Annotated in this window: 2 protein-coding genes; both read left to right on the top strand. The window is 44.6% G+C overall.

Features of this window, described 5'->3' with window-relative positions:
• Positions 1–148: 148 nt before the first annotated feature.
• Positions 149–739 carry a transposase gene (locus tag QET40_RS00125; protein WP_280125136.1) on the top strand — a complete coding sequence of 197 codons (591 nt, stop codon included), beginning with the start codon at positions 149–151 and terminating at the stop codon, positions 737–739.
• Between the two features lie 53 nt (positions 740–792).
• Positions 793–1105: transposase (locus QET40_RS00120; protein ID WP_280125135.1), on the top strand; the 313-nt coding region annotated here is incomplete at its 3' end.

The following is a 1105-nucleotide window of genomic DNA, read 5'->3' as shown; positions in this document are numbered from 1 at the left end:
GAGACAGCCAGATTCCCGCCCTAGGGCGGAGAATGTCAAAGAGTCAGTGCCGATACAAGCCCCATCCGGGGATCCGATCATTCCAAATCTCGAATAGTTGAAAGGACCGTCTCCCCGAGATGAGTCCGCATTTGAGGAGGAGATCAGAATGAAGCCCAACAAAACAAAAATCAATCGTGAAGTAGGAGAAAACATACCTCAAAAGAACTATGCCGGAGTAGATATATCCAAAGACTATTTGGATATCTGCCTTCAGCATAAAACCTACCGATTCACCAACAACAAGACAGGACATAAGAACATGTTCCGTCTTTTTGAAAAACAGGAACAACCAGTTCATGTCGTGTATGAGTCCACCGGCTATTTAAGCCGTCGGCTTATCCCCGTTTTCATGGACGCCAATATCTCCCAAACATGCCTTAATCCGGTACGAGTAAGAAACTATGCCAGAAGTGAAGGACTACAGGCCAAGACCGACCGTTTGGACGCTCAGGTGCTCTGCCAATTGGGAAAAGACAAACAACTTGAGCAAGACTATCCACTTACCCGAGAAATTCTTCAGCTCAAAGAATACGAAAGTGTCCTTACTTTTTATGTCAAAAGACGGGCACAGTTGAAAAACGAGCAAAAAGCAACCAATCAGCCGTTTCTGAAACAGCAATTGGATCAAGCCCTGAAGCAGGAAGAAAAACGCATAGAGGCGTTGCAGGTTCAAATGGAAAAACTCATCAAGAGCTAAAAGAAAAGTATGAAACCTATTTGAATGTTAAAGGAATAGGGAAACGCAATGCCATGGCGTTGATTAGCCTCATGCCCGAATTGGGAAGCATTAATAGAAAGCAGGCGTCAGCCCTACTCGGAGTAGTGCCTTATTCCTGGGAAAGCGGAACGATGAAAGGAACACGCAAAATACATGGGGGCAGAAAGGAACTGCGCCAGCTTCTCTATTTGGCAACGGTTAGTGCCTTGAGGTGCAATGAAATCTTGCAGGCGAAGTACAAACATTTTCTCTCTGTGGGAAAAACACGAAAGTGTGCACTTATTGCCTGCTGTCATTCTCTAATCATTTATCTCAATAGCTTAACGAAAAAAATAATTCCCCCGG

This window comes from Akkermansia sp. N21169 (assembly GCF_029854675.1).
In the GTDB taxonomy this organism is placed as follows: domain Bacteria; phylum Verrucomicrobiota; class Verrucomicrobiia; order Verrucomicrobiales; family Akkermansiaceae; genus Akkermansia.
Note: the sequence above shows the minus strand (reverse complement) of the source record. Positions and strands in the feature narration are given on the sequence as shown.

Excerpts from the sequence above, each read along its gene's own strand:
- QET40_RS00125 (WP_280125136.1), top strand. The coding sequence starts at position 149 with ATGAAGCCCAACAAAACAAAAATCAATCGTGAAGTAGGAGAAAACATA.